The organism is Rhodococcus sp. MurmanLake-1 (assembly GCF_056945715.1).
This window is the reverse complement of the sequence record NZ_JBWZNF010000006.1, coordinates 54,937-77,511: the sequence shown is the minus strand read 5'-3', so window position 1 is coordinate 77,511 and position 22,575 is coordinate 54,937. Positions and strand designations below refer to the sequence as shown.

Below are 22,575 nucleotides of genomic sequence, written 5' to 3'. Positions count from 1 at the left end.
TTCGCGTCCGTCCCACGGCCCCGTCTCCCTTGCGAGACGGGGCCGTTCTGTATGAGCAGGTACCTTTACGAATCGTGAATGACATCACCATCACCTTTGTCGTGCTTGCACTGGTCGTGGCGCTGTTCGTGATCGGCCGAATCCCGGTCGGCATCATCGCGATCGGCACTGCCCTGGCGCTCTACGCCACCGGTGTCATCACGATGGAGCAGGCGCTTGCCGGATTCGGCGATCCCACGGTGGTGTTCATCGCCGCGCTCTTCGTCGTCAGCGAAGCCCTCGACGCCACCGGTGTCACCACGTGGGCGGGCGAGAAATTGCTGGCAAAAGTCGGTGAATCCCGAGTCCGTCTCTTGAGTGCGATCATGTTGCTGGTTGCCGCGTTGACCGCATTGATCAGCGTCAACGGAGCCGTAGCCGCGTTGGTGCCGATGGTGGTCGTCTTGGCAGTGCGTCTCGGTAAGTCGACGTCACAACTGCTTCTGCCGTTGGCATTTGCCGCCCATGCCGGTTCGATGCTCACCTTGACCGGAACACCGGTCAACATCATCGTTTCCGAAGCCGCCGAGGAATCCGGGGCCGGTGCTTTCGGGTTCTTCAGTTTCACCTTGGTCGGTGCGCCGCTCGTATTGGGGACGATCGCGATCGCCGTACTTCTCGGTCCTCACGTCCTCCCCCATCGTGCGGGGACGTCGATGTCGCCTGACCTGAGCCGGCACGCCAAGACCCTCGCGAAGCAGTATCAGTTGATGGGCAGGGATGCGCCGTCCGCAGAGCCCTTGATCACCAAGCACGACGGTGTGGTCGAAGTGATAATCCCGCCGCGCTCGGAAATGATCGGCGACAGGGCTTTTCCCGGCATGGTGACCGACAGTGGCGATCTGGTGATCCTCGCGGTCCAGCGTGCCGGTGAGGACTGCGGCCCGAAGGGCGTCAAGTTGGCGGCAGGTGACACGCTCCTCCTGCAAGGCAGCTGGGACGATCTCGACACGCACACCGCGGTCGATCCGAACGTCCTCGTGGTCGACGCACCTGGTCAGATCCGTAAGCAGGCAGCGCCGTTGGGAACTCGTGCGGTCATCGCCCTCGTCGTCGTCGCGGCGATGGTCGTGATGTTGACCTTCGGATTGGTACCGTCGGCGATAGCCGGACTCCTCGCGGCGTGTGCAATGGTTTTGTTACGAGTGATCAGCGTGGAGCAAGCGCATCGGTCCATCTCGTGGACCACGTTGATTCTCGTCGGCGGAATGATCCCGCTCTCGACCGCGATCCAGCAGACCGGCGCAGCCGAGAAACTCGCTCATGCCTTCGTCGACGTCGTCGGTGGTGCAAGCCCGTATGTCGTCGTCGCCGGACTCTTCGTCGTGACGGCGACGCTGGGTCAGCTGATCAGCAACACCGCGACCGCGCTGATCATCACGCCGATCGCCATCTCGGTCGCCGGCGAACTCGATATCTCGGTGCTGCCCCTTCTGATGACGGTGACTGTCGCTGCCGCAGCCTCCTTCCTGACACCCGTCGCCACTCCCGCGAACATGATGGTGATGGGACCTGGCGGATACAAGTTCGGCGACTACTGGAAGCTCGGACTCCCGATGTTGTTGTGGTTCCTGGTAGTTGCGACGGTGTTGATCCCAGTGATCTGGAGTTTCTGATGTGCTCACCGAAGGTGTTGTCGGAGGTCTACGAATCGATCGGACGAGAGGGCAGGAAAGTCAGCCGACGATCGATGTTCGCGGCGCTCGGCACTACTGCGCTCGGCGCGACCGTCGTGGCCGGCGCGGTGCAGCCCACTGCGTCGGCAGCGCCATCGGGTCGGACCATCGTCGATCTGACCCATGTACTGACCCCGGATTTCCCGGTGTGGCCGGGCGCGCGCTCGTTCGAGATGAGGAACCTGGCGAAGATCGCCGACGCCGGCGGGTCCATGGGCTCGCTCGGGTCCGCTGGTTTCGGCGGAAACTTCTACCTCAACGAACTCCGCCTCGAGGAACACACCGGTACGCACATCGACGCGCCCGCGCACGCCAGTGCGGACGGAATCACCGTCGAGAAGATTCCGGTCGCCGACCTCGTCGTACCGATTGCGGTCGTCGATATCAGCGTCCGAGCCGCCGTCGACCCTGACTCGTTGCTCACCCTCCAGGACATCCTCGATTGGGAAGCCGTCCACGGGAAGATCTCTCCTCGCAGCCTGGTTGCGATGAACTCGGGTTGGGATACTCGGGCCGGTGCCGGTGGTTCCTTCACGAATCGAGATGTACACGGCGTGCAACACACTCCGGGATTCGCCCCCGAAGCGATCGACTTCCTCGTCCGCGAGCGCGACATAGTGGCCGTGGGTTCGGACACCCTCAGCATCGACGGGGGCCGAAGCACCACCCACGGGGCTCACCGAAGCGCTTTGGGCTCAGGAAAGTACGCAGTCGAAGCCCTCGCGAACCTGTCCGCACTCCCGGCCGTCGGCGCCACGGTGATGGTGGGAGCGCCGACGCATGCGGGTGGTTCGGGTGGTCCGTGCCGGGTCATCGCCTGGTATTGAAGATCAGGGCGTTGGCGTCACCCGCAGCACCTTGTCGCCTGCTCCGTTGTCGGTGGTCACCAGGAGCGAGCCGTCCGGCGTCGGAGTCACCGAGCGCAAGCGCCCGAACTGGTTCACCAATCCGAAGGTCTGCGCGTCGACCGAGCGTCCGTCGGCACTGAGGCGGAGGAAGATCAGTTCCTTGCTCTTGAGACCACCCATTACGAGTGCACCGTCCCAGGCGCCCCACGCCGCTCCGCCCGTGAAGGCAGCGCTGGCGGTAGCCAACGTGGAGCTACCCGAACGCCACACCGCCGCAATTGCTCCCGGCACTCGCACGGGATCGGTCATCGGCACGGATTCGTCGTACGTTCCGGGAAGCCGATCCGGGCGGTAGCCGTAATTTCCGCCGGGGGTAAGCAGGTTGACTTCGTCGTCGACGCTTGTGCCCTGTTCAACCGAGTAGACCCGGCCGGTTCCAGGTTGCACGGCCAAGCCTTGGACGTTGCGATGCCCGAGCGTGTAGACGGGGCTGCCTGCATTCGGATTCCCCCCTGCTGGAGATCCGTCGGCATTGATGTGCAAGACCTTGCCGCCCAGCGAATTCGGATCCTGCGGAACGCTCGGCGTCGCGGTGTCACCCGTCCCGACGAACAGCGTTCCGTCCTGGGCCGCCAGAATTCGGCAACCCCCGTGACGCCCGGACGAGACCGGGATTCCTGGCAATACGGTTCCGGTTCGAGTGAGGGCGGTCCATCCGGCGTCGACGGTCCACGAGATCACTCGAACGTCCGTGACTCCCCCAGCGCTGAATCCCTGGCAGGTGTAGAGGGTGCGCGACTGAGCGAAGTCACGGGCAAGCGCGATGCCCATGAGCCCGGTTTCGGACTGAGCGTAGAGATCCGAAAGGTCAGCAGAGACTGGACCTGTCGTGTTGTCGCCTCGGCGAACGAAGAATCCGCCGGACCGTTCCCCGGTCAGGATCGCGCCGTCCGGGGCTGCCACGACGTCCCAGGGGTGGTCGAGTCCGTCGACGAGTGTGGTGACCGACAGCTGCGGGAGGGTGTTCTCGATGGGGATGTCCGGGTCGTCACCGCCCAGCGATCCGGTGCTTCCGTTGCCGAAACTGCCGGGGTCGAAGGGGAAGGGTTGAGCCACGCTCTGCGTTACCGGCATCACCAGTATTGCAGTCAGGGCCACGGTCAATGCGGCGAGCTTCGGATGACGCACGCGTTCTCCTCGGGTCGGAAACCGTTCTGCGCCTCACTATAAACAGACAAACACCATTTTTCGGGCCCTCTCGCTATACCCGCAGGCCACAGGAGAAACGAAACCCCTTCAGAAGTCGGCAAACTCCGGGAAGGCGTTCGCCAGTGGGGACGCGTTACGTCTTGATGCAGATCGTGCCTTCCGCCAGCCGGGCACACTCCAGTCCAGGAGGTATTCGAGATCCGCTTCCGCTCCCCTGTCCCGAAGTCCGAAACGTCGTTCCAGCGCATCGTCGTCCGTCAAATGCAGTCTCGCCGCGTCGGGCACTCTCGGTTCCGGGTCACAGAATGGGCCTACGGGCGCGGTAACCGTTCGTCGTCCTGACGGATCTTTCCACTCCAGAAGACCACCTCCGATTTGCTTCACTGTCCACCTGCCAAACGTCTTCAGTCGGTGATGTTTTCGACACAGACAGGCCAAGTTTCGTTCTGCAGTAGGCCCTCCCTGAGCGGGGTTGCCGTGATCGAACGGCACCGTGTGATCGATATCGCAACTATCCGAACGCACAACACAATTCGGAAAGCGGCACGTACCGTCTCGCGTCCTTACAATCGTCGCCAACGCCGCGGACGGCTGGTACGTGGATTCACCGCGCCGCGAACCACTGTTCCTTCTCGAGCGATTATCCCTTGCCGCAGCGGGCAATATCTCCGGTGAGCGCATCGACCGACCCACGCCGAGCACCGGTCCGACTGCCCCCGCAGTCGAACAATGTTGCACCTCGGACGGTGCAAGGGTGAGGACTCTCTGCCAGGTGGCGTCCGCGGCGATCGCGCGCGCAAGGTCGGCATCGATGTGGCCGTACCCCTGCAAATAGCCTGGCAGGTCGTCGAATCCGAGCAGGGTGGAAGCGTTGACACCCACAAGAATTGTCGCAATCGGGAGCGCGGAGGTCTTCGTATCATCCCTACGGGTGCAATCGCCGTCGCACTGACAATCCAACGACGTCTTTCCTTCCGCCAATGCGATCAGTGCATCGGCACGACGTTGCCCGAAAGTTCTCGGATCGGAACCACACACCTGCATCGACATCGCTCGGAGCCTGGTGGCCAAAGTCTGAGCGCCGACCGCTGGAAGCATTCCGTCCAGAGTCGACATACCGTCGTGCGACGCGCACGTTCGAACGTCCCGATCCGCCTCCGCGCGAACTCGCCTGGCACGCACCCCATCAGGGTCGTACCGAGCAATGAGACCTCGTGCGCGCGCCTTCAACTTGTTACCGGTTGCACGGCAGGCACCGTCCACGAGGAGGCGCTCGATCTCATCGAGCGCGTGCTCGGAAACGTTGGCGAGAGCTTCGGACAGTGCCGTCGCTTTGGCCAGATCGATGTCACCGCAAGCAAAAGCGGCCGCCACCCGCGGAAGTCGCCAGCGCAGGTCACATCCCAGTGCAATCATTTTCTGCGCGGCGTACTCCGTAATGCTCAGTATCGAAGCGATCTCCACGTGCGCGAATTGCCCCGAAAAGCCTCATTGACTCCAACCGCGGCATCCTCCTCACAACGGTCCAAGTACAGCGCAGTGACCGCATCGATCTCGAGGAAGTGGGCGCGCGCGATTTCCGCATGCTGCCGAAACAGCGCGCCCGCGGAAGTCTTCGATTCGAACATATGAGCGATTCTACGGGCGCCCTCCGACAAGTTTTGCGGAATCCCGGGGTATTCACCGATACCTTTTGCGCTCCGATGTCACTACGTTCAATCGCATGACTCAGCATCCGACACGAGATCAACCGTACTTCGGCATAGCGATATTCGAGTTGGGGAAGAATGACGGGGTCGGGTGCTTCTACCGAGAGGACTGTTATCTCATCTGGGCTGGCGACCCCGCTGAGGCGCAGTCAAAATTCGAGCGCAAGGCCGGCGAGCAGGAGTATCCGCTCGGCGCGAGCGATGACCAGTCCTATGTAAAACTCGCGCATCTCGTGGATCTTGCGCCGGTGTCCGACGCTGTCCATACTGGCACCGCCGATCTCTACTCTCGACACTTCTCAAATATTGCCGCCTACAGAACTTTTGAGACACTTCTAGGAGGAGACAGCATCCGCTGACATGCGCTCGCTTCACGCCCGCTGCGCGCACAACAACGCGAAGCGCTGATCCTGATCTGTCCACACCTTCCGTACCCCGAAGCCCGCGGACGCGAGCTCCGCGGCAATCCCGTCCTCGGTGAACTTCGCCGAGATCTCGGTGCGCAGCTGCTCGCCCGCCGCGAAGGTGATCTCCAGATCCAGGTCGTCGATATGCACCGAGAGTTCACGAAGTGCTTCCAACCGCATTTCGATCCACTGGTTCTCGGCATCCCAGAGCGCGACGTGACGGAAGTCTTCCAAGGGAAAGTTCGCTCCCAGTTGCTTGTTCAGGACCGCGAGAACGTTGAGGTTGAACTGGGCAGTCACGCCGGCAGCGTCGTCGTAGGCGGGCACGAGAACCGCCGGATCGATCACCAATCCCACACCCAGGATCAGGTTCTCCCCCGGAGCGAGCACCGCTGCGATCCCCGAGAGGAACTCGGCTCGTTCTGCGGGAACGAGATTACCGAGAGTTCCGCCGAGAAAAGCGACCGCGCGCCGTCCACCACCGGGCAGATGATGCAGCGAACCGGTGAAGTCGCTGACCACTCCGAGCACGTCGATTCCGGGAAACTCGGCACCGACTTGCTGCGCCGCGCCTTCGAGGGCCGTCACCGAAACATCTTGCGGTACATACATTCGCAGAGTTCCGCGAGCCGTCATCGCGTCGAGGAGCAACCGCGTCTTCTCCGAGGAACCTGAACCCAGTTCGATCAGGATCTCGGGTTCGGTCAACGCCGCGATCTCGTCGGCGTACCGAGCGAGAAGGCCGCGTTCGGTACGGGTGGGGTAATACTCGGGTAAGGCCGTGATCTCCTCGAACAGTTCACTTCCACGCGCGTCGTAGAACCATTTGGGCGAGAGCCACTTCGGCGTTGCGCTGAGCCCTTCCCTGGCCTCGGCTCGCAGTGCGTCGACCGATTCGGCCGGTGTCAGATAAACCTCGAGCGTAGGGGTTTTCATTTTTCTCCCATCGGGATCGGGGTGATGATCACATGGCCGGGACGCGCGCAGACGATGTGCCGGTCCGGCACCTGCTCCCAGTCCGGGGATCGATCGAACGGTTCGGAAACGATCAGGGCCCGCGACTCGTCGACCCGCGTGTACAACGTGTGGCCCCAAGCCGTGGCCCACAGTTCCTGCCCGTCGCCGAACAGGAGGTTCAATCGTGAATCCGGCGCCGCCGCCGCCACATCGTGAACGAGGCTCGTCACGGCGACCTCCGCGGGCTTCGACTTCAACCGATGCCGAAGCACTGTCCACAACAAGGCAGCATCCGTCGGGGCGGGCATCTTCAGCAGTTCGACGGCCGGAACTTCTGCCGCCAAGTCGGCAAGTGATCCAGGCCAACCGGATACCGCTCCGTTGTGACTGAAGGCGTAGGTTCCGTCGACGAACGGTGCGCAGGCACCGATCTCGACGGCCATCCCCTCCGTCGCGGAACGCACGGCGGCGAGGACGGCTCCGGAACCGATGTGGGACAACGTCTCGTCGACTGTCGGGTCCGACCAGATCGGCGAGATACTGCGGTACCGTCCCTGCCTTCCACCGTTCCACCACACCGCACCGAATCCGTCGGCATTGATGGTCCCGCCGCCACGCATCTCGCGAGGTGCCCACGACTGTCGCATCAGTGAGTTCTCGCCGTCGTGGATGAGTTCACGAACCGAACGTGGCGGCCCGAGATACCCGAGGTGCCGACACATGTCAGGGTCTACCCGAAATCGTTCTGGCGCAACGAAAACCAGAGAAGATCTGGCGCCTGATCGGATGGTCCCAGTTACGGAACGTCCCACGACAGGCAACGCTGTCGGTCCCGAACGATCCCCCTCGCAACACCTTGTAGTCGCCGCCGAAGAATACCTCCGAGTACTCCCGATACGGGAAAGCCCGGAAACCCGGATACGGATGGAAACCCGAAGACGTCCACTCCCATACGTCGCCGATCAACTGCTCGACACCCGCTGCTGACGCCCCTGCTGGGTAAGAACCGACGCCGGCGGGGCCGAGATGGCGTTGACCGAGATTGGCGAGATTCTCGTCTGCGGACGCGTCCCCCCACGGGAACCGTCGTGATCTTCCGGATTCCGGATCCCAGCGCGCGGCCTTTTCCCATTCCGCCTCGGTGGGAAGCCGTTTGCCTGCCCAGCTGGCGTAGGCCTCGGCCTCGTAGTAGCTCACATGCACGACCGGCTTGTCCGGCGGAACCGGAGCCTCGACGCCGAAAGTCTCGTGCCACCAACCCGAACTGTCGTGTTCCCAGAACAGGGGTGCACGAAGTTTCGCGTCGACGCGATGCCGCCAACCGTCGCGAGACCACAGTTCCGGTCGGGAATACCCGCCGTCCTCGATGAATTCGACGAACTGCCCGTTGGTGACCGGGAATCTGTCGATCGCGAAGTCGGTGACATAGACCTGATGCGCAGTGCGCTCGTTGTCGAGTGCCCACGGTTCGTCGTCGGTCCCCATGACGAAGGGGCCGGCCGCGATGGTGACCTCGTCGAGTTCCGGCATGCGGGCCGCTTGCGGAGCGGGAGTCGCAACGAGTGCCGTGGGCCCCGAACGCAATTGGTGGGTCGCGAGCATGGTCTCGGCGTGTTGCTGCTCGTGCTGCGCGATCATCCCGAAGGCAAAACCGTCCACGTCGAGTTCTGTACGACCGAACGTGCTGGCTTCGAGCACATCCCAGACCTTCCCACGGACCGTACGTACGTATTCGCGCGCCTCGGCCGGGTTGAGCAGGGGAAGTGTGGGTCTCGACGATCTCGAATGCTTGAAAGCGTCGTACAGCTCGTCTATGTCGCTACGCACCGGATCGCGGCCACCGACATCACGCACCAACCAGAGTTCCTCTTGATTACCGATGTGCGCCAGGTCCCACACGAGTGGACTCATCAACGGGGAATGCTGAGCGATCAATTCGGTATCGTCGACGCAGTCGGTGAGCAGCGTCGACCGCTCACGCGCTCGCAGAAGTACGGCCTCGACCGCTTCCTTGGTGATCTCCCCCGTCATGTGTCGCTCTCACCGGGCACGATTGCGCGACAACACCGTTCGGCTGCGGCATCGAGAAGACGAACGAACTGCGGCTCTGGCGCGTACGACGCGGCGAGCGACATCAGAGAGGTTGCAGCCGAACGCAGTTCGACATCGTCCAATCCGTACTCCGCCGCGTCTCGCCACCGCCCGGCCGTAGATGCTGCAGCATCACTGGCCTCCCTCATCACGGCAGGCCCGGACAGCAACGCGTCGATCGCTGCTACCGGTACTCGCCACAGATCTCCCGGCTGCGCATCGATGTAGCGAACCTCCAGATGCCCGACGGCGCGAACCGGCGGGAACAGCGTGGACAGGTGATAGTCCAAGTCTGCCCAGACGGGTCGGCGTCCGATCTCGGCATCCACAGCGCCGTCTATCCAGTCTCCGAAAGTGGCACCCCGCGGAGCCGTCCAATCGTCACCCTCGTTTCGCACACACATCAGCGGAACATCGAGCGCCCAGCCGGCGTAGTCCTGCACTTCCGGGACTGCGACCGTTCGCCAGGAATCGAGTTCGAGCCACGTCCGCATGCGTTGGGACGCCCAATCTCCCTTCGGAACCCCTTGCAAGCGTGGAGAACACGCAAACGCTGCGATGAGAGCCGGGCCCATGTCCCCGAGGAGCCGCCAACGCTGGGCGATGGACTCCGGGCTGCCGCCGGCATCGACACTGATCTGTACTGCCGCGGTATTGCACATCATCAAGGTGCCGTACGGTCCTATCCCGGCGAAGCGGGATTCCATTGCGCAATAACGCGGCAGCCGGAGAATCCGGGAAGGTGGGCGGGCGACGTCGGCCGCCGCCGAACTGATTTCGATGGAGTACGGCGCGAGGAGTGTTTCGAGAGTACGACGGTCGTCGTCGAGGCAGTCACACAGTTCGCGAGCGGACGTGCGCGGCGCTGAGGAGAGTTCTATTTGTCCGCCAGGTTCTACGGTGACGAGGCTGCCACGCGGAAGCGGTGCCGCCGGTGAATCCGGGTCGATACTGGTGGGTGCATGTCGCCCGAGTGCCCTTGCCAGAGTCGCGGCTGACGGCCTCTCTCCACCGGGAACGTGGCTGGTCAGCCACTCGAGCTCAGCTCCTACCAAGCGGGGTGGCCCCTGTTTGAAGCACACACCACCGACGTAGGCCTCGGCCGCAGGACGCGAATCCACCTGCGTGGTCTGTGCTGCTGTCAACGCTGCTGTCACCATTCGACTTCCCCTTCGGGCGGTCTTCGCGGTCGCTACCGACGATAGAACGCCAACGTCCGAGATGCACCCTTTGTGGTGTTACGTGTCGTTGAATTTCTTCAGTCGTATCCACCGGTACCCACAACCGGCCAGAACAACACCTACCCCGAAAACAACCGCAATCCACGGAAGTGTGACCACCAGAACGACACAACCAGCCGCGCCGACCGCTTGCAGCCACTTCGGATACATCCGGTCCACCCCGCGCTGGCTGTACGCACTCACGTTCGCGACGAGGTAGTAGAGCAGCACTCCGAACGACGAAAAGCCGATCACCCCACGAAGATCGGTTGTCGACACCAAAACGATCACGACAGCACCGACCACAAGTTCCGCATGGTGAGGTACCTCGAACCGTGGGTGGACGGCCGACAGGGCAACCGGCAGATCACGCTCGCGTGCCATCGCCATCGCCGTACGGCTCACCCCCGCGATCAGAGCCAGCAGCGCCCCCGCCGACGCCGCCGCGGCACCGATCACCACTACGGGAACTGCCCAGTTCCACCCGGTCGCGCCCACTGCATCGGCCAAGGGCCGTGCCGAGTTCGCCAGCCGATCAGGTCCCAACGTCACCAACAGCACCACTGCTACCAGTGCATAGAGGATGACGGCGACGGTGAGAGCAATCAGGATCGCCCGCGGAATCGTGCGGCGCGGATCGCGCACTTCCTCCCCCAGCGTCGCGATCCTGGCGTAGCCGGCGAAGGCGAAGAACAGCAGCCCCGCCGATTGCAGGATTCCGTACCACGACCCGAACGCGAGATCCGGGAGCTCGCGCACTGCACCAGGACCGACGACGGCAACCAGCAGCGCTACGCACAGTGCAGTCGCCGACACAGCGACGATCACCCTGGCCATGTGCGCCGTCCGTGTCACTCCGCGGTAGTTGACTGCAACCAGCACCGCCACCACCAATACCGCGACGGGAACACGCCAGGCGGTAGGCGCAACATACGTCGCGAAAGTCAGGGCCATTGCCGCGCAACTCGCGGTCTTCCCGATCACGAACGACCAGCCTGCGGCAAACCCCCACCAGGGTCCGAGCTGCTCACGTCCGTAGACGTAGGTCCCACCTGACGTGGGGTATCTGGCCGCAAGCTGCGCCGACGACGTCGCGTTGCAGAATGCGATGAACGCTGCAATCGCCAGGCCCACAAGCAACCCGGTACCGGCCACCGCGGCAGCGGGCGCGAACACCACGAAGACTCCGGCGCCGATCATCGCGCCGAGGCCGATCACCACGGCATCGGACGTGCCCAGTCTTCGCTCCATCGGGACAGCTTCGTTCACAGGTAGTTTGAACCACACCGACATGAACGGAAGGTGCCATGTTCGATCTCGACACGATCCGCCGCGACACTCCCGGATGCCTCGACAAGGTGTTCCTCGACAGCGCGGGATCCTCGCTCCCACCCGAGCCTGTGCTGACCACGATGATCGAGCACCTACGACGTGAAGCCGACGTCGGCGGATACGTCGCAGCTGCTCGTCAGAGCGGCGCCCTGGCTGCTGTTCCGCATTCGCTGGCCCGGGTCATCGGCGCTCAGGCAACCGATATCGCGTTGACGGACAGCGCGACCCGCGCGTGGAACGACTTCTTCGCTTCGGTTTCGCTCGGACCTGGTGATCGAATCCTCATCAGCGGAGTCGAATACGCGAGCAACGCCATCGCCGCGCTGGGTCGGGCGCGTTCGACCGGCGCCCACGTCGAGATCATCCCGAGCGATCAGTACGGACGCATCGACCTCGACGCACTCGAGAACATGCTCGACGATCGGGTTCGCCTCGTCTCCGTCGTCCACGTCCCCACCAACGGCGGCCTGATCAACCCCGTCCGCGAGGTCGTCGAATTGGCCAGAGCCCATGGCTCTCTCGTTCTGCTCGACGCGTGCCAGTCCTTCGGCCAGTTGCCCATCGACGTCACCGAACTCGGCATCGACGCCCTCAGCGCCACCGGCCGCAAGTGGCTCCGCGGGCCACGCGGAACCGGATTCCTGTACGTCCGCCCCGGACTCGTCGACGCGCTCGAACCTGCTGCGATGGACCTGCACGGAGCGGAATGGACGAGCGAGAACAGCTTCGTCCCTGCACCGGACGCAACACGATTCGAACTCTGGGAGACGAGTGTCGCTGCGCGCCTGGGTCTTGGCGTCGCCGCCGATTATCTGCTCTCGATCGGCACCGACACGGTGTGGGCACAGATCGAATCCAGAGCAGTCGCGCTGCGGCAAGGGCTGGCATCGATTCCCGGAGTCGACGTCCACGATCGAGGGACCCAGCTGAGCGGCGTCGTTTCCTTCACCGTCGAAGGTATTTCCGAGCACCTCGTGCGGGATCAGCTTGCAGCACAGAACATCACCGTCACCGTCAGCGGTCGCGGGTCCACGCTCCTCGACATGGATGCACGCGGGCTCGACGCCGTGGTTCGCGCATCGCCGCACTACTTCGTCGACGAAGCGGACCTGGACGCATTCCTTAGCGCGGTCAGGAGATTACAAACCTCCCGTTGACCGGGACCACGCCTGATCCGCGGAAGTCGAAACTGCAACTGTGTGGCGATCAGTAGTTTCGTCTTCCGAAAGGACGCTTCGCATGGCCGACCCGACCGTCAGACCGATCTCCGCTGCAGACATCACCACCTGGGACTACGAGGCCGACGTCGTCGTCGCGGGATACGGCATCGCCGGCGTCACCGCTGCGATCGAAGCAGCGCGTGCGGGCGCCGAGGTGCTCGTCCTGGAGCGGACGGGCGGTTGGGGCGGAGCCGCGTCACTGGCTGGTGGATTCATCTACCTGGGCGGTGGAACGCCGTTGCAGAAGGCGTGCGGGTTCGAGGACTCGGTCGAGAACATGAAGACGTTCATGAAGGCAGCGCTCGGCCCCGGAACCGACGACACGAAGATCGACGCGTACTGCGAGGGCAGCGTCGATCACTACAACTGGCTCGTCGACGCCGGCGTCCCGTTCAAGGAATCGTTCTGGGGTCAGCCCGGCTGGGAACCGCCGTACGACGACGGCCTCATGTACTCAGGCGGCGAAAACGCCGCACCGTTCAACGCGCTCGTCGATCCCGCGCCTCGCGGACACGTCCCGCAGATGAGCGAGAAGAAGACCGGCGAGCAGGGCGGCGGCTACATGCTGATGAAGCCACTCGTCGAGACGGCCGAAAAGCTCGGTGTCCGTGCAGAATACGATCTGCGTGTCCAGACTTTGGTGGTCGACGGCGATCGGGTCGTGGGAGTTGTCGCGAAGCGCTACGGCAAGGACGTCGCGATTCGTGCCCGCAAAGGCGTCGTGCTTGCGATGGGCAGTTTCGCGTACAACAACGAGATGGTGCGCTCGAACGCACCGCGTATCTTCGGCCACCCGGCGGCCTCGATCGAAGCGCACGACGGCCGCGCAATCCAGATCGGTCAGGCCCTGGGCGCCGACACCGCACACATGGACGCCACCGAGGTCGCGTTCTTCTGCGACCCACAGTTGATGGTGCGCGGCATTCTTGTCAACGGCCGTGGTCAGCGATACATCCCCGAAGACACCTACCCGGGCCGCATCGGACAGGCAACACTGTTCCAGCAGGACAACCAGGCATTCCTCGTGATCGACGAAGCTGCGTATGACGAAGGCATGAATGCCGAATCGTCCAGTGCGCAGTTGCGGGCGCAGCCGACCTGGGTGGCGGAAACCGTCGAGGAACTCGAAGCCGAGATGGGGCTTCCCGCCGGATCGCTGCAATCGACCGTCGACCTCTACAACCGTCACGCGGCTGAAGGGTCCGACCCGGTGCTCGGCAAGAAGTCCGAGTGGGTCAAGCCGATCGTCGGCCCGTTCGCGGCAATCGATCTACGTGGCCGCACAGGCGGATTCACGCTGGGAGGATTGAAGACAACCGTCGATTCCGAGGTTCTGCACGTCTCGGGTGCGCCGATCCCCGGACTGTTCGCAGCGGGGCGCTGCACGTCCGGTGTCTGCGCAGGTGGTTACGCCAGCGGAACCAGTCTCGGCGACGGCAGCTTCTTCGGACGTCGTGCCGGAATCAGCGCAGCGCGCTAGGTCACCACAACCCGCACGCCGTCGGCAAAGCGGTACGGCTGAGTCTGCAGAACCGCGCCGAGGTGTTTCCTCAATCTGGACACCTCGGCGCGCACTGCCACTACATGCTCGCGATCACCGAAGAGCACTTCGCTCAGGCCTGCGGCATCCACGCCAGCCGATCCCACGGCTGCCAGCGCACGCAAGATCTGAGCGTGACGCGGCGAAAGCGCGCGCGTCCAGTTTGCATCACCACGCACCGTCACCTGCGGCGATGCACCGAGCGACAGCTCGAGCTCGATCACCGGCCCGCCGACGCCGGTGCGCAACAGCCAGCCGTCACCGAGCGGCTCAGGCAGACACATCCCGAGACCTGGCACGATGACGGGCTTTCCCGCACTGGGTGCCGCCACCCGGTCAGGCGCGGCAATCCCGCTGGCGCCGGCCACCCAGCCGAACTCGTCGACCACCAATGCCGGACCCGTGCCCGCCGCGAACAATGGCGCCGCCCGCGAGCGCAGGCGATCGAGCTGAGCTGCATGCTCGCGCCACAGCGTCGCCTCCGCGAGGCGAACCGCGGTGCGAACCAGCGCGACAGTGGTGGGATGCACCGAGGCTGCTGACCCGCTGATGTCCACCACACCCAGGATCTCGCCTGTCCGGGGGTCGTGCACAGGTGAGCCGGTACATGACCAATTGTGATGCGTCGGCGCATAGTGCTCGGCCGAGAAGAGTTGCACCGCAGAATCTTCGATCAGCGCGGTACCGATCGCGTTGGTACCCACCGACTGCTCCGACCAGCGCGCGCCTTCGGCAAACCCGAGTGCGTCCGCCGCACGTTTGACGGTCTTCGCCCCTTCGCGCCAGAGCAGGACACCGTCGGCGTCGGCAACGACCACGATGAAGCCCGCGTCCTCGGCGACCTCGGTGAGCGTGGTTCTCAGTTCGGGCAGAACGCTGCGCAGCGCGGTACGCGAACGCCTCGACTCCAACTCGGAGAAATCGGCGACAGCGGACGCGCCGCAATGATCGGGCGCGAGCCCACCCGCAGCCACCCGCGACCACGACCGCGCCACGACGGTCCGCGGCTGCGCCGGTGGTTCCTGCCCCGAGAGAACTGCGTCGTGCACCCGGCTCAGTAGGCGCGCATGTTGCGACAGGTCGGTACCCGGCACGACGGCACCGAGCCGACTGCCTTCGGGAGCGCTCCCCACGGTGGTCACTCCGTCAGGCTACCGCTTTCGATGTGACGCGAACCACGTCCACACGGCCAGGTCCCCACCACCTGCGATTAGCGGCGGGGAGCAAACTCCGGTAACGTATCCAAAGTTGTCTCGGCGAGGGTGAATCGCAGCAGTTCCACACGTTGCAGGTTTACCGTGATCGACGCGGCTACGGCTCAGCTCGAGCGTTTCGCTCCTGGCCGTGTGCGCGCCTGTCCGCCTTGCCGCAGGCAAAACCACACGTCAGTAAACCGAGCACGAACCCCGTGAGTTGTAGGAGCCGTTTCATCATGTCTGAAGAAAACAACCTCGTCGCCGTCGTCCGCACCGAATTCGGCAAGGGCGCAGCTCGCCGCGCACGTCGCGACGGCCAGGTCCCCACGGTTCTGTACGGCCACGGCGAAGATCCCCGCCACCTCAACGTGCCGGCTCGCGACTTCGCTCGCATCCTCCGCGCACAGGGCACCAACGCCATCCTCACCCTCGACATCGAGGGCACGGAGCAGGTTGCACTGACCAAGTCGGTCGTCGTGCACCCCATCCGCAGCTACATCGAGCACGCTGACCTCCTCGTCATCAAGAAGGGCGAGAAGGTCACCATCGACGTTCACGTCGTAGTCGTCGGTGACGCTGCTGCAGGCACCATGGTCGCGCAGGATGCATCGACCATCTCCATCGAGGCAGACGCCCTCCACATCCCCGAACAGATCGAGGTCTCGGTCGAGGGCCTCGAAATCGGCACCCAGATCCTGGCAAGCCAGCTCGAACTGCCCGCCGGCTCCGTCCTGCAGGCTGACGCCGACACCCTGATCGTCAACGTCGTTGCTGCACCGACCGAGGCTGACCTCGAAGAGGGCGCAGAAGCTCCCGCCGCCGACGAGGCTGCAGAAGAGGCCTGATCCTCTCGGTTCCAACAGAACTCACTGCGCGCGGCGCGTCATTCCGATTCGGAGTGACGCGCCGTTCGTGCGTAGCAGGAAAAACAAGCCAGAAAGTAGCGTCCGTTGAGCACAGATACCGCCCTCGTCATCGGCCTGGGTAATCCCGGCCCGCAGTACGAGAAGACCCGGCACAACGTCGGCTTCATGGTCGCCGGCACCCTTGCCGGGCGCATGGGCGGAAAGTTCAACGTACACAAGAAGAGTGGCGCCGAAATCGTCGAAGGTCGCCTCGCCGGCCGACGCGTGATTCTCGGGAAACCACGCTCGTACATGAATCTCTCGGGTGGCGCGGTCGCCGGTCTCGCGCGATTCTTCTCGGTCGATGCCGCGAACATCATCGTCGTCCACGACGAACTGGATCTCGATTTCGGGACCATCAGACTCAAACTCGGCGGCGGCGAAGGCGGACACAACGGTCTGCGGTCCATTTCGAGTTCGTTGACCACCAAGGACTACCTGCGCACGCGCGTCGGGATCGGTCGCCCGCCGGGCCGCATGGACCCGGCGGACTACGTTCTCAAGCCGTTCTCGTCCACGGAGCGAAAAGAACTCGATCTCGTGTGCGAAGAAGCTGCGGATGCAGTCGAGCTACTGCTCGAACTCGGGCTCGAAGCCGCACAGAACCGCTTGCACTGACAGTCAGTTACCCAGCAGGGCAGCCGAATTGGCGCGGCGGAGCTTTCCCGACGACGTCTTCGGAATACTGCCGGGGCCCAGAACCGCAACGGCGCGAGGTCGGACACCGACGTCGGCAACCACGGCGTGGACCACTTCGCGCTCGATGCGCTTGACCTCTTCCGGATCTTCGAAAGCGTTGGTCTCGACGGCGACCGCAAAGCTCTCACGCTTCTGGCCGGCATCGAGACGGATTGCGACGGCATTTCCCGGGCGCACACCGGCAACGCTTCCGGCCGCCCGTTCGATGTCTGTGGGGTACACGTTCCGGCCGCCCATGATGATGACGTCCTTGACTCGCCCGCACACCACGACCAGTCCTTCTTCGGTGAAGTACCCGACGTCACCGGTATCGAGCCAACCGTCGGAGTCCTGCGCCGGCTTGTGACCTTCCACGGTGACGTAACCAGGGGTCACTGCCTTGCCGCGAACCTCGATGATTCCGACGCCGCGGGCCGGAAGCACCTGGCCGTCGCGGTCGACGATGCGTCCCTCGAGGTCAGGCACCATCTTTCCGAGTGTGGCGAGGGCACGAGCGTTGGGGCGATTGGACGGCACCGCCCGAGACATCGACTCGAGGAAGTCGGGATCGACGTAGTCGAGGACCTGACCTTGATCGGGATCCGGAATCGACACGGCGAGCGTGGTTTCCGCCATTCCGTACACGGGAGCGAGCGCGGTCGGGTTCAAACCGAAACGCGCACCGGCCTCGGCGAGGGCATCCATCGTGTCGGGATCCACCGGTTCGGCGCCGTTCCACATGTATCGGACGCTGGACAGGTCGACTGCCCCGTCTTCTGCCTGTGCGAGTCGACGAGCCAAGAGCGAATACGCGAAGTTCGGTGCGGCGGTGACAGTTCCGCCGTACTTGCCCATGAGTTCCGCCCACAGCACCGGGGTGCGCAGGAAATCCATCGGCGTGATGCTGATGACCTCGGCGCCCACCTGCATCGGAACCGTGAGGAAGCCGACCATGCCCATGTCGTGGAAGAGCGGAAGCCAGCTCACCATCACGTCGTCCTCGATGGAGAACTTGATGCGGTTGATCATCGCGTACGCATTTGTGTAGAAGTTCTCGTGCGTGATCTGCACGGCCTTGGGCGAACCGGTGGAACCTGACGTCAACTGTTGGAGTGCGATATCCGATTCAGCCGTCTCCACGGGATCGATCGACGTTCCGCTACGAAGCTCGTCCACCGTCACGACGGTGATGCCTCGCTCTTCTAGGAGCGGCTTGGCCGCGTCGAATGGTGCACCCAGAATGACGGCTTTTGCGGAGATCATGTCGATCACCGTCTCGGTGTCCTGAGCCCAGACGCCCAGATCCGTTCGGGGGGTCGGCTGATGCAGCATCGTCACCGACGCACCGCGCATCCACGTCGCCTGGCAGGCAGGCGCGATGTCGACGGGCTGTCCGGCGAGAATGCCGATCGCGACGCCGCGATCGATGCCGACCTCGGCCAGGCCACCGGCCATGCGCCGAGCTTCCTGGTGGATGTCGCCCCAGGTCTGACGGAAAGCGTTGTCGGGCTCTCCCGTCACCAGGCCGCGGTCGGTGACTGCGGCGGTCGCGTACATCTCTTCGGTGAACTTGCTCAACGCAACTCCTCGGTCAGTGTCACTCTTCGATTCAGTGCAACTCTTCGCAGGACACAAATGGCTGTGTGTTCGAACACACACATACATTGATAATCAGCGATCCTTCGCCGAGTGTTACGCCGCAGTGGCTACTGCCTCGTGGTCTGCGAGTATCCTTTCTCTGTTGTGCTGCCGCACTCTCCACCTGTCCGCGCACCGGCACGTCGCCGGCACCGACGCCCACTTCGAGAGGTTCTTCGTTGACTACCCCGTCCGACTCGACCGTCCCTTCCGACTCGACTGTCCAGTCCGACACCGAAGGCCCCGATTCAACCGAGAGCGGGTCGGTCGCGGTCACGACGACGACCAAGGGCTTGTCCGCCGAGGCGGAGCGTCGCCGCACCTTCGCCGTCATCTCGCATCCTGACGCCGGTAAGTCGACACTCACCGAAGCGCTGGCACTGCACGCGAAGAAGATCTCCGAGGCTGGTGCCGTCCACGGCAAGGCCGGACGCAAGTCGACGGTCTCGGACTGGATGGAGATGGAGAAGGCCCGCGGCATTTCCGTCAGTTCCACCGCACTGCAGTTCAACTACCACTCGTCCGAGACCCCGGACGAGCAGATCAACGTCATCAACCTCGTCGACACCCCCGGTCACTCCGACTTCTCCGAGGACACGTACCGCGTCCTGACCGCCGTCGACGCAGCCGTCATGCTCATCGACGCTGCCAAGGGCCTCGAACCGCAGACCCTCAAGTTGTTCCAGGTGTGCCGTCACCGCGGCATTCCGGTCATCACGGTCATCAACAAGTGGGACCGTCCCGGCCAGACTCCTCTCGAACTGCTCGACGAGATCAGCGAACGCATCGGCCTCACGCCCACTCCCCTGTACTGGCCCGTCGGCATCGCCGGCGACTTCCGAGGACTGTTGCGGCGCGGCGAAGACGGTGAGGCTCGCGAGTACGTCCGCTTCACCCGTACCGCAGGCGGCGCGAAGATCGCCCCCGAAGAGGTCATGGACGCCGACGCGGCGCTCGCCAAGGAAGGCTCCGAGTGGGAGACCGCGGCAGAGGAGAGTGAACTGCTCTCCGCTACCGGCCAGGACCACGATCAGGAGATGTTCCTCGCCGGTCAGACGTCCCCGGTGATCTTCGCGTCCGCGATGCTCAACTTCGGTGTCCGCCAGATCCTCGACACTCTCGTCGAATTGGCGCCGCCGCCGCGGGGCCGCGAAGACCTCAGCGGCAAGCCGCGCGAGGTCACCGATCCGTTCAGTGCGGTCGTCTTCAAGGTGCAGGCCGGTATGGACACCGCGCACCGTGACCGTCTGGCGTTCATGCGCATCGTCTCCGGCGTGTTCGAGCGCGGCATGGTTGTCACACATGCTCAAACCGGCAAGCCCTTCACGACCAAGTACGCGCAGACGGTATTCGGCCGTGAACGTTCCACCGTCGAATCCGCGTTCCCCGGCGACGTCGTCGGCCTCGTCAACGCCACCGCACTCGCACCCGGCCACACGCTGTACACCGAGAAGAAGGTTGAGTTCCCGCCGATCCCGTCGTTCGCGCCGGAACACTTCTCGATCCTGCGCGCCGAAAGCGCCGGCAAGTACAAGCAGTTCCGCCGTGCAGTCGATCAACTCGATTCCGAGGGCGTCGTCCAGATTCTCCGCAACGACATCCGCGGCGACGCCTCCCCCGTCATGGCTGCTGTCGGCCCGATGCAGTTCGAGGTCGTCGCAGCGCGCATGAAGGCCGAGTTCAACGTCGAGGCCAAGATGGAACCTCTCGGCTACGCATTGGCCCGCCGTACCGACGCCGCGTCCGAGGTCGAACTGAACCGTCAGCGCGGTGTGGAGGTCTTCACCCGATCCGACGGTGTCCTGCTCGCCCTTGTCAGTGACAAGTGGCGCCTGCAGTACATCCAGAAGGAACTCCCGGATCTGACGCTCGAACCCCTCGTCGCTGCTGCGGACTGATGAGCCTGATCGAGGCGCTGTTCGACGCTGAACTGCACATCGGCAGCGCCACGATTCTCTGGCGAGAGATCATCGGAAACGCGTTCGGAATAGGCTCCGCGATCGCGGGCGCACGACGCTCGGTATGGGCGTGGCCTGTCGGTATAGCCGGAAATGCCTTGTTGTTCACGGTCTTCATGGGCGCACTTTTCCACACGCCGCAAGAGCTCAATCTCTACGGCCAGGCCGGCCGTCAGTTGTTGTTCATCACCGTCAGCGTCTACGGGTGGACCCAGTGGCGACGTGGGGCACGTGACTCCGGTCGCGCAGTCCTGCCCCACTGGGCGACAACTCGCGAGCGAGTCGCCATGATCGCCGTCATGGCAAGCGGCACAATCGCTTTCGCCTGGATCTTCGACCTTCTCGGCTCGTACGGAGCGTGGGCGGAGGCCTGGATCTTCACCGGCTCGATCCTCGCGACGTACGGGATGGCACGCGGCTGGACCGAGTTCTGGCTCATCTGGATCGGCGTCGACGCTGTCGGCGTTCCCCTTCTATTCCGGGCCGGGTACTACCCGTCGGCGATCCTCTATCTGGTCTATGCATTCTTCGTTCTGTGGGGCTTCGCGATGTGGCTGCGCATTCAACGCCGAACTCCACAAGGGGTGTAACAGTAAACAGACTCCTGGTATGTTTGCGTCGATTAAGCAAACCAGCGGTCTGTTTACGGGCATCAGGAGCGAACAATGGAAGACAAGAATTCTCACGGAATAACGGGCCCCAACGGTTCCGGCAACGGATTGAGAGCCAGTAGTTCCGCGAGTAATGGTTCTGCGAGCAACCTTCCCACGGGTAACGGTTCTGCGAGCAACCTTTCCACGAGCAACGGTTCCAGCAGTGCCACCGCCACAGCGGATTTTCTGTCGACCGCACCCAAGCAATCGGATGCATTCACGTTTCCGCTTCCTACCCGAACCACGGCCGCACACAGCAGCGGAGAGGACCTTTCAGTGCCAGCTTCAACACGCGAATCATCGAGGACACTCGAGACTCGGAGTCGCACCGTCGTACGGCGCGACGCGATGGGTGTAGCCGCCGTTCGAGTGGCCGGTCGACTCACCCACACCGAACTCATCGCGAATCAGGCCTCACCCTCGAGCACGCATTCCTCCGATCCCACGATGGATCTGGACGAGTTGCTCACGATGCTCGGCAGCTACCTGTTGTCCTCGGGGTTCGAACATCCCGAAATCCACGCCAAGCTCGGTGGACAGTCGATCGTCGTCAACCTCGTGTCGCCGGAGATCAGCGCCAGCTGAGCTCGACCCAGCTGTTCAGGGCCACAGCACTGCTCGTGTCCATGCTCGGTCCGAGCCGCGCCGGTACAACCATCGCTGATGCCGACGCCCGGAGTCTGCCTGCCAGAACTCGACAGACTCCGGCTCGAGGCACCACGCACGCCAGTCCTTCGACACGAACCCTGGGTCGTCACTGATTCTTGCTTCCGCAGCCGCCACCGAGGCGTCGTACGCCCCTAAGTCTTCGAGCACCTCGCTCTGCTTACTTGCGGTCGCCACCGCTCTCGCAGTGACGGAGCGTTCGACGAAGTCTCGGCTTCGAAGTGCGTCGTCGCCCTCGCGAACCAACCCGCGGATCCGGACCTGCTGGCCCGTCTCACGCCAGTAGAAGGCGAGCGATGCTCGCGGATTTTCTTTCAGCTCAATGCCTTTCGGCGAAGCAGCTGAACCAGAAAACCAGAACCCGCCCTCGGTCACGTCCTTGAGGATGAGGAAGCGGGAATCGGGCATACCGTCACTGTCGACGGTCGCGAGCGCACATACGTGTGGCTCGACGACGCCGAAGGCCACGGCCGCACGGAGCCAGTCGAGGAACAGCTCTCCCGGCTTTTCCGGAAAATGTTCAGGCGCGGGCGGCGGAGTTCCGGTCAGTGCGGGGATACCGCGAATCCACGTCCGTACGTCAGGCAGCGAAAAATCTGCATCAACCATGAGCCGACTCTAATCGCGGGCGGC

Annotated in this window: 21 protein-coding genes; 10 read left to right on the top strand and 11 right to left on the bottom strand. The window is 63.6% G+C overall.

The genetic code is table 11. From position 1 onward, the window contains the following. The first annotated feature begins 74 nt into the window (after positions 1–74). Together AC2ETI_RS18125 and AC2ETI_RS18120 are read left to right on the top strand one after the other, a co-directional pair. On the top strand, positions 75–1,655 hold the full coding sequence (locus tag AC2ETI_RS18125; protein ID WP_047888908.1) for an SLC13 family permease: 1,581 nt from the start codon (positions 75–77) through the stop codon (positions 1,653–1,655). Beyond that, entirely contained in the window at positions 1,655–2,542 is an 888-nt protein-coding gene (locus AC2ETI_RS18120) for a cyclase family protein (RefSeq protein ID WP_483634189.1), read from the top strand. The genes AC2ETI_RS18125 and AC2ETI_RS18120 overlap by 1 nt, the downstream gene beginning before the upstream one ends. Positions 2,543–2,545: 3 nt before the next feature. Here the strand turns inward: AC2ETI_RS18120 and AC2ETI_RS18115 are convergent, their stop codons facing one another. Next, complete coding sequence (locus tag AC2ETI_RS18115) at positions 2,546–3,751, bottom strand: PQQ-dependent sugar dehydrogenase (protein WP_483634188.1); 1,206 nt, start codon at positions 3,749–3,751, stop codon at positions 2,546–2,548. 108 nt (positions 3,752–3,859) lie between these two features. Further along, positions 3,860–5,236 carry an HNH endonuclease signature motif containing protein gene (locus AC2ETI_RS18110; RefSeq protein WP_483634187.1) on the bottom strand — a complete coding sequence of 459 codons (1,377 nt, stop codon included), beginning with the start codon at positions 5,234–5,236 and terminating at the stop codon, positions 3,860–3,862. A 259-nt stretch (positions 5,237–5,495) separates the two neighbouring features. Here AC2ETI_RS18110 and AC2ETI_RS18105 point away from each other — a divergent pair, with 259 nt between their 5' ends. Further along, positions 5,496–5,840: a DUF4288 domain-containing protein gene (locus AC2ETI_RS18105; RefSeq protein ID WP_400819633.1), complete on the top strand. Its 345-nt coding sequence runs from the start codon at positions 5,496–5,498 to the stop codon at positions 5,838–5,840. 12 nt (positions 5,841–5,852) lie between these two features. Here AC2ETI_RS18105 and egtD read toward each other — a convergent pair whose 3' ends face one another. The 5 genes from egtD to AC2ETI_RS18080 form a co-directional block, all read right to left on the bottom strand. Next, positions 5,853–6,824: an L-histidine N(alpha)-methyltransferase gene (gene egtD / locus AC2ETI_RS18100; protein ID WP_133727865.1), complete on the bottom strand. Its 972-nt coding sequence runs from the start codon at positions 6,822–6,824 to the stop codon at positions 5,853–5,855. Beyond that, positions 6,821–7,567: an ergothioneine biosynthesis protein EgtC gene (gene egtC / locus AC2ETI_RS18095; protein WP_020908572.1), complete on the bottom strand. Its 747-nt coding sequence runs from the start codon at positions 7,565–7,567 to the stop codon at positions 6,821–6,823. Before egtC ends, egtD begins: the two co-directional genes overlap by 4 nt. A gap of 1 nt (position 7,568) precedes the next feature. After that, a complete protein-coding gene (gene egtB, locus AC2ETI_RS18090; protein ID WP_483634186.1) occupies positions 7,569–8,876 on the bottom strand; it encodes an ergothioneine biosynthesis protein EgtB in 1,308 nt (435 codons plus the stop codon). Continuing rightward, on the bottom strand, positions 8,873–10,096 hold the full coding sequence (gene egtA / locus AC2ETI_RS18085) for an ergothioneine biosynthesis glutamate--cysteine ligase EgtA (protein WP_060939772.1): 1,224 nt from the start codon (positions 10,094–10,096) through the stop codon (positions 8,873–8,875). The genes egtB and egtA overlap by 4 nt, the downstream gene beginning before the upstream one ends. 78 nt (positions 10,097–10,174) lie before the next feature. After that, positions 10,175–11,449 (bottom strand): APC family permease, encoded by a 1,275-nt coding sequence (locus AC2ETI_RS18080; protein ID WP_400819623.1) that lies wholly within the window; start codon positions 11,447–11,449, stop codon positions 10,175–10,177. A gap of 14 nt (positions 11,450–11,463) precedes the next feature. Between AC2ETI_RS18080 and AC2ETI_RS18075 the strand changes: the two genes are divergently transcribed. Together AC2ETI_RS18075 and AC2ETI_RS18070 are read left to right on the top strand one after the other, a co-directional pair. Beyond that, entirely contained in the window at positions 11,464–12,645 is a 1,182-nt protein-coding gene (locus AC2ETI_RS18075; protein WP_483634185.1) for an aminotransferase class V-fold PLP-dependent enzyme, read from the top strand. An 82-nt stretch (positions 12,646–12,727) separates the two neighbouring features. After that, a complete protein-coding gene (locus tag AC2ETI_RS18070) occupies positions 12,728–14,188 on the top strand; it encodes an FAD-dependent oxidoreductase (protein ID WP_021345102.1) in 1,461 nt (486 codons plus the stop codon). On the opposite strand, the gene AC2ETI_RS18065 is transcribed toward AC2ETI_RS18070, so the two are convergent. Then, the gene (locus AC2ETI_RS18065) at positions 14,185–15,390 is read right to left on the bottom strand and encodes a GAF domain-containing protein (protein WP_019744666.1); all 1,206 of its coding nucleotides are present in this window, start codon (positions 15,388–15,390) and stop codon (positions 14,185–14,187) included. The two genes, AC2ETI_RS18070 and AC2ETI_RS18065, sit on opposite strands and share 4 nt — an antisense overlap. Before the next feature lie 290 nt (positions 15,391–15,680). Here AC2ETI_RS18065 and AC2ETI_RS18060 point away from each other — a divergent pair, with 290 nt between their 5' ends. After that, positions 15,681–16,289 carry a 50S ribosomal protein L25/general stress protein Ctc gene (locus AC2ETI_RS18060; protein ID WP_020908579.1) on the top strand — a complete coding sequence of 203 codons (609 nt, stop codon included), beginning with the start codon at positions 15,681–15,683 and terminating at the stop codon, positions 16,287–16,289. A gap of 105 nt (positions 16,290–16,394) precedes the next feature. Next, positions 16,395–16,967: an aminoacyl-tRNA hydrolase gene (gene pth / locus AC2ETI_RS18055; RefSeq protein ID WP_003946229.1), complete on the top strand. Its 573-nt coding sequence runs from the start codon at positions 16,395–16,397 to the stop codon at positions 16,965–16,967. A gap of 3 nt (positions 16,968–16,970) precedes the next feature. Here the strand turns inward: pth and AC2ETI_RS18050 are convergent, their stop codons facing one another. Then, entirely contained in the window at positions 16,971–18,605 is a 1,635-nt protein-coding gene (locus AC2ETI_RS18050; RefSeq protein ID WP_031331014.1) for a fatty acyl-AMP ligase, read from the bottom strand. 353 nt (positions 18,606–18,958) lie between these two features. On the opposite strand from AC2ETI_RS18050, the gene AC2ETI_RS18045 reads away from it, so the two are divergent. Both AC2ETI_RS18045 and pnuC read left to right on the top strand, forming a co-directional pair. After that, a complete protein-coding gene (locus AC2ETI_RS18045; protein WP_135000451.1) occupies positions 18,959–20,563 on the top strand; it encodes a peptide chain release factor 3 in 1,605 nt (534 codons plus the stop codon). Beyond that, positions 20,563–21,213, top strand: a complete 651-nt coding sequence (pnuC, locus tag AC2ETI_RS18040) for a nicotinamide riboside transporter PnuC (protein WP_019744670.1) — start codon at positions 20,563–20,565, stop codon at positions 21,211–21,213. The genes AC2ETI_RS18045 and pnuC overlap by 1 nt, the downstream gene beginning before the upstream one ends. A gap of 92 nt (positions 21,214–21,305) precedes the next feature. Here the strand turns inward: pnuC and AC2ETI_RS18035 are convergent, their stop codons facing one another. Next, positions 21,306–21,497, bottom strand: a complete 192-nt coding sequence (locus tag AC2ETI_RS18035) for a hypothetical protein (RefSeq protein WP_483634184.1) — start codon at positions 21,495–21,497, stop codon at positions 21,306–21,308. 55 nt (positions 21,498–21,552) lie between these two features. Between AC2ETI_RS18035 and AC2ETI_RS18030 the strand changes: the two genes are divergently transcribed. Next, positions 21,553–21,861: a hypothetical protein gene (locus AC2ETI_RS18030; protein ID WP_283301934.1), complete on the top strand. Its 309-nt coding sequence runs from the start codon at positions 21,553–21,555 to the stop codon at positions 21,859–21,861. Between the two features lie 15 nt (positions 21,862–21,876). Here AC2ETI_RS18030 and AC2ETI_RS18025 read toward each other — a convergent pair whose 3' ends face one another. Further along, positions 21,877–22,551: a pyridoxine/pyridoxamine 5'-phosphate oxidase gene (locus AC2ETI_RS18025; protein ID WP_046378961.1), complete on the bottom strand. Its 675-nt coding sequence runs from the start codon at positions 22,549–22,551 to the stop codon at positions 21,877–21,879. Between the last annotated feature and the right edge of the window lie 24 nt (positions 22,552–22,575).

Bases quoted from the DNA above. Each gene is read 5' to 3' on its own strand.
- AC2ETI_RS18120 (WP_483634189.1), top strand. From the start codon at position 1,655: ATGTGCTCACCGAAGGTGTTGTCGGAGGTCTACGAATCGATCGGACGA.
- AC2ETI_RS18105 (WP_400819633.1), top strand. From the start codon at position 5,496: ATGACTCAGCATCCGACACGAGATCAACCGTACTTCGGCATAGCGATA.
- egtD (WP_133727865.1), bottom strand. From the start codon at position 6,824: ATGAAAACCCCTACGCTCGAGGTTTATCTGACACCGGCCGAATCGGTC.
- egtC (WP_020908572.1), bottom strand. From the start codon at position 7,567: ATGTGTCGGCACCTCGGGTATCTCGGGCCGCCACGTTCGGTTCGTGAA.
- egtB (WP_483634186.1), bottom strand. From the start codon at position 8,876: ATGACGGGGGAGATCACCAAGGAAGCGGTCGAGGCCGTACTTCTGCGA.
- egtA (WP_060939772.1), bottom strand. From the start codon at position 10,096: ATGGTGACAGCAGCGTTGACAGCAGCACAGACCACGCAGGTGGATTCG.
- AC2ETI_RS18080 (WP_400819623.1), bottom strand. From the start codon at position 11,449: ATGTCGGTGTGGTTCAAACTACCTGTGAACGAAGCTGTCCCGATGGAG.
- AC2ETI_RS18075 (WP_483634185.1), top strand. From the start codon at position 11,464: ATGTTCGATCTCGACACGATCCGCCGCGACACTCCCGGATGCCTCGAC.
- AC2ETI_RS18070 (WP_021345102.1), top strand. From the start codon at position 12,728: ATGGCCGACCCGACCGTCAGACCGATCTCCGCTGCAGACATCACCACC.
- AC2ETI_RS18060 (WP_020908579.1), top strand. From the start codon at position 15,681: ATGTCTGAAGAAAACAACCTCGTCGCCGTCGTCCGCACCGAATTCGGC.
- pnuC (WP_019744670.1), top strand. From the start codon at position 20,563: ATGAGCCTGATCGAGGCGCTGTTCGACGCTGAACTGCACATCGGCAGC.
- AC2ETI_RS18025 (WP_046378961.1), bottom strand. From the start codon at position 22,551: ATGGTTGATGCAGATTTTTCGCTGCCTGACGTACGGACGTGGATTCGC.